Here is a 7,197-nt window from a genome sequence, read left to right as displayed (position 1 = left end):
GATCTGGTGCGATTCCTTCGATGCGAACCGGTGGATCTTGTCCTCGATCGATGGACAATAGCGCGGCCCGACGCCTTCGATCACCCCTGTATACATAGGCGAACGGTCGAGACCGCCGCGAATGATGTCGTGCGTGCGCTCGTTCGTATGCGTGACCCAGCACGGCAGCTGCTGTGGATGCTGCTCCGCGCGGCCCAGGAACGAGAACACGGGAATCGGATCGAGGTCGCCCGGCTGCTCGTCGAGCTTCGAGAAGTCGATCGTCCGGCCGTCGATACGCGGCGGCGTACCGGTCTTCAGCCGGCCCTGCGGCAGCTTCAGCTCCTTCAGGCGCGACGACAGCGACACGGCCGCCGGATCGCCCGCGCGACCGCCCGTGTAGTTGTTCAGGCCGACGTGGATCTTGCCGTCGAGGAATGTACCGGCCGTCAGCACGACTGCACGAGCGCGGAAGCGGATGCCGATCTGCGTGACGGCGCCGACCACGCGGTCGCCGTCGACCATCAGATCGTCGACGGCCTGCTGGAACAGCCACAGGTTCGGCTGATTTTCGAGCCGGTGGCGGATCGCGGCCTTGTACAGGATGCGATCGGCCTGCGCACGCGTCGCGCGCACGGCCGGGCCCTTCGACGAATTGAGGATCCGGAACTGAATACCGCTTTCATCCGTTGCGGCGGCCATTGCGCCGCCCAGCGCATCGACTTCCTTGACCAGATGGCCCTTGCCAATGCCGCCGATCGACGGATTGCAGCTCATCTGCCCAAGCGTTTCGATGTTGTGGGTCAGCAGCAGTGTCTTTGCGCCCATACGGGCGGATGCCAGCGCGGCTTCCGTGCCGGCATGGCCGCCACCGACGACGATGACGTCAAATTCTGTGGGAAAAAGCATGGTGGATTCCGTACGCAGAGCAGCGCACGAACCTATCTGAGAAATGTATGGGCCGAATTATAGCGGGTTCGCTTTTCGCCCGAAGGCCGTCCGAATGGTAGGGTCTGTGCAGTCCGGCGATTTTTAGTCGGAAACGCGCAAATTTGCCGCGCCCGAGGCTGCTCCAGCATTGATGAGAAGTGATTCCACGCACGTCTTCGGGCCTGTGCAAAGCATGGGCGGCACCTCGAACTGCCCACCGTCTGTGGCCGACTCCGCACGCCGGCCCCGAGGCCCTGTGCCCTCCACACAGCATTTCCGTCGGTTGTCCCGGCCGCTTGTCCGCCGACCTGTGGAACCAGCCGGGCGCAGCACCGCACAGCACTTCCAACTATTCCGGCACGGCTTATCCCCAGTTCCGAACCGGCGATGCATCGCCCCCCCGCCCCGACCGCACAAAACAAAAACGGCGTGTTTCACGTGAAACACGCCGCCCGTTTCCCGTCCACTCCACGCAATCAAGCCGTCTTCTTCGCCAGCCCAAGATACGTCTCGATCACACGCGGATTCTGCGCAAGCTCGGCCGCCGGCCCTTCCAGCGCAAACTCGCCCGTCTCCAGCACATAGCCGTAGTCGGATATCTGAAGCGCCGCTCGCGCATTCTGCTCGATCAGCAGCGTCGCCACGCCCGTGCCGCGCAACGCGCTGATGATATGAAAGATCTCCTTCACGATCAGCGGGGCAAGGCCCAGGCTCGGCTCGTCGAGCATCAGCAGGTCGGGCTTCCCCATTAGCGCACGGCCGACCGCCAGCATCTGCCGCTCGCCGCCGGACAGCGTGCCGGCCGCCTGTTTGCGGCGCTCCTTCAGCCGCGGAAACAGCGCGAACACGTGATCGAGCTGATCGAGGAAGTTCGATTCCCCAGCCTGCTTGCGTCGATACGCGCCCAGCACGAGGTTGTCCTCGACCGTCATCGTGCTGAACAGCTCGCGCTTTTCCGGTACGAGGCACATCCCGCGCGCGACGCGCTGCTCGACCGGCAACGCGCCGATGTCGTTGCCGCGATACACGACGGCGCCCGACGCATGCCCCGTTACCGGCAGCGCCCCCATGATCGCGTTCAGCAGCGTCGATTTACCGGCGCCGTTCGGGCCGATCACGCTGACGATCTGCCCCGCCCCGACCTTGATTGCGGCACCGTGCAGCGCCTCCACCTTCCCGTACCGCACCGCCAGCCCGCGCACTTCGAGAATCGGCATCGTCGTGTCCGTCATCACTCCACCCCGCCCAGATACGCCTCGAGTACGGCCGGGTCCTGCTGCACCTCTTGCGGCAACCCTTCCGCGATCCGCGTGCCGAACTCCATCACCACCAGCCGGTCGGTGAGATTCATCACGAAATCCATATCATGTTCCACGAGCAATACGCTCATCCCTTCAGCCTTCAGCCGCCGCAGCAGGTCGGCGAGTTGCTGCTTCTCCTGGTAACGCAGCCCCGCGGCCGGCTCGTCGAGCAGCAGCAGCGTCGGATCGCAGCACAGCGCCCGCGCGATTTCGAGAATCCGCTGCTGACCCAGTGCGAGACTCCCCGCTTCGTCATACATATGCGTCTCGAGCCCGACGCGGCGGATCTGGCGCGCGGCTTCGGCCAGCAACTGCGCTTCCTCGTGCGCATTGAGCCGCGCAATGCTGCGCCACACACCCGTATGACCGCGCAGATGGGCGCCGATCGCGACGTTCTCGAGCACCGTCATCGTCGGCAACAGCTTCACGTGCTGGAACGTGCGGCCGATGCCGCGTCGGACGATCTGACGCGACGTCAGCCCGTCGATGCGCTCGCCGCGGAACGTGATCGCGCCACCGGTCGGTTTCAGCACGCCGGTCACGAGGTTGAACGTGGTCGACTTGCCCGCGCCGTTCGGGCCGATCAGCCCGATGATCTGCCCCGCTTTCACGTCGAAGCTGACATCGTTCACGGCCACGAGCCCGCCGAACTGCTTGCGTGCGTGGTCGACGACGAGCAGCGGCTCGCCGGCCACCGGCTTCGCGCGCTGCGGCAGCGGGTCGGCCTGCTCGGGCACCTGCGCGCGCGGCCCGCGCGGGAACAGCCTCGCGACGAACGGCCATACGCCCTGGCGCGCGTACTGCAGCAGCAGCACCATCAGCACGCCGAACACGATGATCTCGAAGTTGCCTTCCGAGCCGAGCAGCTTCGGCAGCAGCGTCTGCAGATAATCCTGCAGCACGGTCAGGATCGCCGCGCCGAGCACCGCGCCCCATACGTGCGACACGCCGCCCACCACGGCCATGAACAGGAATTCGATTCCGTGGTTCAGGCCGAACGGCGTCGGGTTCACCGCGCGCTGCAGATGCGCGTACAGGAAGCCCGATACCGCCGCGAGCACGGCCGCGTAGACGAAGATCACGACGCGCATCCACGCGGTGTTCACGCCCATCGCCTCGGCCATCACGCCGCCGCCGCGCAGCGCGCGGATCGCGCGGCCGGGCCGGCTGTTGAGCAGGTTCTGCACCGACACGATCGCGGCCAGCACCACGGCCCAGATCAGGAAGTACAGGCTGCGGCCGCTTTCGAGCTCGATGCCGAACAGGTTCAGCGCCGGAATCCCGTTGATCCCGTCGTACTTGCCGAGCAGTTCGAGGTTGCCGAACAGGTAGAACAGCGCGAGACCCCACGCGATCGTGCCGAGCGGCAGGAAGTGCCCGGACAGCCGCATCGTCACCGCGCCGAGCACGAACGCGACGAGCGCCGTCAGCACGACGCCGACGATCAGCGCGAGCCACGGCGACACGCCGTAGCGCGTCGTCAGGAACGCGGTCGCATACGCGCCGATGCCGACGAACGCGGCCTGCCCGAAGCTCGTCATCCCGCCGACGCCCGTCAGCAGCACGAGCCCGATCGCGACGATCGCATACAGGCCGATGTAGTTCAGCAGCGTGATCCAGTACTCGGGCACCTGCAGCGCGCCGGGCAGCACCGGCAGCGCGAACAGCACCACGAGAAACAGCCAGAAGGTCTTGTTGCGTACCATCGTCTTCATCGCGTCACTCCTCTTCCTCTTCCGCATGCGGCGTCGCGAAGCTCCGCCACAGCAGCACCGGAATGATCAGCGTGAACACGATCACCTCCTTGTAGGCGCTCGCCCAGAACGACGAATACGATTCGAGCACGCCGACGAGCAACGAGCCGGCGGCCGCGAGCGGATAGCTGACGAGCCCGCCGATGATCGCGCCGACGAAACCCTTCAGCCCGATCAGGAAGCCCGAGTCGTAGTAGATCGTCGTCAGCGGACCGACGAGGATCCCGGACAGCACGCCGAGCCCCGCCGCGAACGTGAACGCGAGCCGCCCGGCTTCGGTCGTGCCGATGCCGACGAGCCGCGCACCGAGCCGGTTCACCGACGTCGCGCGCAGCGCCTTGCCGGCGATCGTGCGGCCGAAGTACACGTAGAGCGCACCGATCAGCACGAGCGCCGTGACGACGACGAGGATGCTCTGCACCGACACCGTCATGCTGCCGATCGCGAGCGACGCGTCCGAGAACCCGTTGGTGCGCGAGCCTTCGGCACCGAACATCACGAGGCCGAGGCCGACCATCGCGAAATGGACGGCGACCGACACGATGAGCAGCAGCAGCGTCGTGCCTTCGGCGATCGGCTGATACACGAGCCGGTAGACGAACGGCCCCATCGGCACGACGATCGCGAGCGTCAGCGCGATCTGCGCGAGCATCGGCATCGGCTGCGCGGCAAAGCTGCGCGTGATCGCGAACACCGCGAGCGGCAGCAGGATGTAGCGGCTGCCGAGCGTCGCGAGTGTGCGGCCGAGCTGATGGCGGCGTTCGCGATGCCGGATCAGGCCACCGGCTTCGAGCAGGAAGCACGCGATGCCCATCACGAATAGCAGCCAGCAGGTGGCGGGAAATTTCTGCGCCTGCAACGCGGCCAGCGTCAGCGCACCGTAGGCGACGAATTCGCCCTGGGGAATGAAGATCACCCGCGTGACGGAAAATACCAGCACGAGCGCCAGCGACAACAATGCATAAATGGCGCCGGTCGTGATGCCGTCTTGCGCGAGGATCGCCGCAATCGAGAGATCCATACGTTTCGTGTATCGAGAGAATGCTGCGGAGAAACGAAAGGCGGAAACGGCCGGGGCGCGCGGCGGGCTCCGGCCGTTCCAGGCGGCAGGGACGGGCCGTGACGCGCGCCACCCCGCCGACGGCGGGGGGGGGGCCGTTCGCGCCCCCCACGCCGGTTTCACGTGACGCTTACTCGGCCTGCAACTTCCACTTGCCGTCGACGATCTGCACCATCACGCGCGCACGCGTGTCGAAGCCGTTGTGATCGGTCGCCGTCATGTTGATCACGCCGTGCGAGACGGGCAGGTCCTTCACGCTTTCGAGCGACGCGCGCAGCGCTTCGCGGAATGCCTCGGTGCCCGGCTGGCCCTTCTTCAGCGCATCCGGAATCGCCCGCTGCAGCAGCAGGCCCGCATCCCACGCATGGCCGCCGAACGTCGACAGCGAACCGGCGCCGTAGGCCTTCTCGTACGCGGCCTTGTAGCCGAGCGCCGCCTTCTTCACCGGATTCGAATCGGGCAGCTGGTCGGTCACGAGGACGGGGCCGGCCGGCAGGATCTCGCCTTCGCAATCCTTGCCGCACACGCGCAGGAAATCGTTGTTCGCGACGCCGTGCGTCTGGTAGACCTTGCCCTTGTAGCCGCGCTCCTTCAGCGTCTTGGCCGGCAGCGCCGCCGGCGTGCCGGAGCCGGCGATCAGCACCGCATCCGGGTTCGAGCCCAGCAGCTTCAGCACCTGCCCCATCACCGACGCGTCGGTCCGGTTGTAGCGCTCGTTCGACACGAGCTTCAGCCCGTTCTTCGCGGCCGCCGCGTCGAACGTCTTGTACCAGCTGTCGCCGTACGCATCGGCGAAGCCGATGAAACCGACCGTCTTCACGCCGTGCTTCGCCATGTAGCCGGCGATCGCGTCCGCCATCAGTTGGTCGTTCTGCGGCACCTTGAACATCCATGCGCGCTTCGCGTCCATCGGCGCGATGATCTGCGCGCTCGCTGCGAGCGAGATCGTCGGCGTCTTGCCCTGCGACACGGGATCGAGCATCGCGAGCGAGTTCGGCGTGACGGACGAACCGATGATCGCGTCGACGTGGTCCTCGTCGATCAGCTTGCGCACGTTCTGCACCGCGCGGCTCGTGTCGGACGCGTCGTCCAGCACGATGTACTGCACGCTCTTGCCCGCGATTTCCTTCGGCAGCAGCGCGATCGTGTTCTTTTCCGGAATGCCGAGCGACGCGGCCGGCCCGGTGGCCGACAGCGTCACGCCGATCTTCACCTGCGCCGACGCCGTGGCCGCCGCACACACGAGGCCCGCGGCAAGCAGGGCCTCCATCCATCGATTCATCTTCATTTACGTTGTCTCCAAACGCTGCTCGAAAAAGCCACGGGTCGCTCGGGCGGCTCCCGGTTCCCCAAACAAGTTAATAATTTAACTATCTCGCCTGACCGCGCCTACGCTCGTTTTCCCGCGACACGCCGCAACGCGCCGCGCGCCGATTGAAACGGCCGTTCGACCGTCACGATGCGCAGCAGCGGTGTCGTCAGGATGAAGCAAGCGAAGAAATGAGGAAGCGCGGGGAAGCGCGTTGCGCGCGCATCGAGGGTCGGCGCGCACGGCAAGCGACGACACATCGGAAAGCCGGCCGCTCATGCGATTGCGCAAACGGATAAGAAGACGGATGCGAGCGCAACGACCCGCGCTGGCGCCGGGACGCGCATACCGGCCCGGGAACGGCTCGGAAATGCCGCGACGACTCACCGCGCACCCCATGACGAACGAACGGCGCCCGCCGCGTCTCCTGCCCCGATCCACCGTGCTGCGCTGCTCATCCAACCGTACTCCCTCTTCTGCATTGTGCTTGTAGGAGAACTGCCGACCGATTTTCCCGACCGCACGGTCGGCGAAAGCCGAGTGTAACGGACGCCTTTCGCGCACGCCAACCGGGTAAGCCCGAAGCGCCTGTGCAGGATTGCACATCGTCGGTGAACGGATCGCAAGAAAGGGAAAACGGGAAAAGACGCGGTGCGAACGCAAACGCGGAAGGCGGTCCGATGCACCACCGATGAAATCCGTGCACGCAAATGAAAAAGCGCTGTTGGATTCCGTCCAACAGCGCTTTGGGGTCCGGGCACTTTGTGCCTCGATTGTCTCCTCGTTCTCCACCTGCAAATTCGTTTCGCGGTGCATCAGAACTGAGGTGAATCTTAAAGAGGCTTAAGCACCACGACAACTTAG

At 65.6% G+C, this 7,197-nt stretch carries 5 protein-coding genes; all 5 read right to left on the bottom strand.

Annotated features, from left to right (window positions below; translation table 11 throughout):
- The coding region (locus AC3IFE_RS20415) for an FAD-dependent oxidoreductase (RefSeq protein ID WP_489191742.1) at nt 1–888 on the bottom strand (888 nt) is incomplete at its 3' end.
- Nucleotides 889–1,385: 497 nt separating this feature from the next.
- Nucleotides 1,386–2,141 (bottom strand): ABC transporter ATP-binding protein, encoded by a 756-nt coding sequence (locus AC3IFE_RS20410; RefSeq protein ID WP_489191741.1) that lies wholly within the window; start codon nt 2,139–2,141, stop codon nt 1,386–1,388.
- The gene (locus AC3IFE_RS20405; RefSeq protein ID WP_489191740.1) at nt 2,141–3,925 is read right to left on the bottom strand and encodes a branched-chain amino acid ABC transporter ATP-binding protein/permease; all 1,785 of its coding nucleotides are present in this window, start codon (nt 3,923–3,925) and stop codon (nt 2,141–2,143) included. The genes AC3IFE_RS20410 and AC3IFE_RS20405 overlap by 1 nt, the downstream gene beginning before the upstream one ends.
- A 4-nt stretch (nt 3,926–3,929) precedes the next feature.
- Entirely contained in the window at nt 3,930–4,985 is a 1,056-nt protein-coding gene (locus tag AC3IFE_RS20400; RefSeq protein ID WP_089466309.1) for a branched-chain amino acid ABC transporter permease, read from the bottom strand.
- A gap of 169 nt (nt 4,986–5,154) precedes the next feature.
- Entirely contained in the window at nt 5,155–6,312 is a 1,158-nt protein-coding gene (locus AC3IFE_RS20395) for an ABC transporter substrate-binding protein (RefSeq protein ID WP_089466308.1), read from the bottom strand.
- Between the last annotated feature and the right edge of the window lie 885 nt (nt 6,313–7,197).

The sequence above is a fragment of the Burkholderia sp. APQ4-4ca genome (genome assembly GCF_057837105.1).
Note: the sequence above shows the minus strand (reverse complement) of the source record. Positions and strands in the feature narration are given on the sequence as shown.

Coding starts and splice junctions, on each gene's coding strand:
- AC3IFE_RS20395 (WP_089466308.1), bottom strand. CDS start 6,312: ATGAAGATGAATCGATGGATGGAGGCCCTGCTTGCCGCGGGCCTCGTG.
- AC3IFE_RS20400 (WP_089466309.1), bottom strand. CDS start 4,985: ATGGATCTCTCGATTGCGGCGATCCTCGCGCAAGACGGCATCACGACC.
- AC3IFE_RS20410 (WP_489191741.1), bottom strand. CDS start 2,141: ATGACGGACACGACGATGCCGATTCTCGAAGTGCGCGGGCTGGCGGTG.
- AC3IFE_RS20405 (WP_489191740.1), bottom strand. CDS start 3,925: ATGAAGACGATGGTACGCAACAAGACCTTCTGGCTGTTTCTCGTGGTG.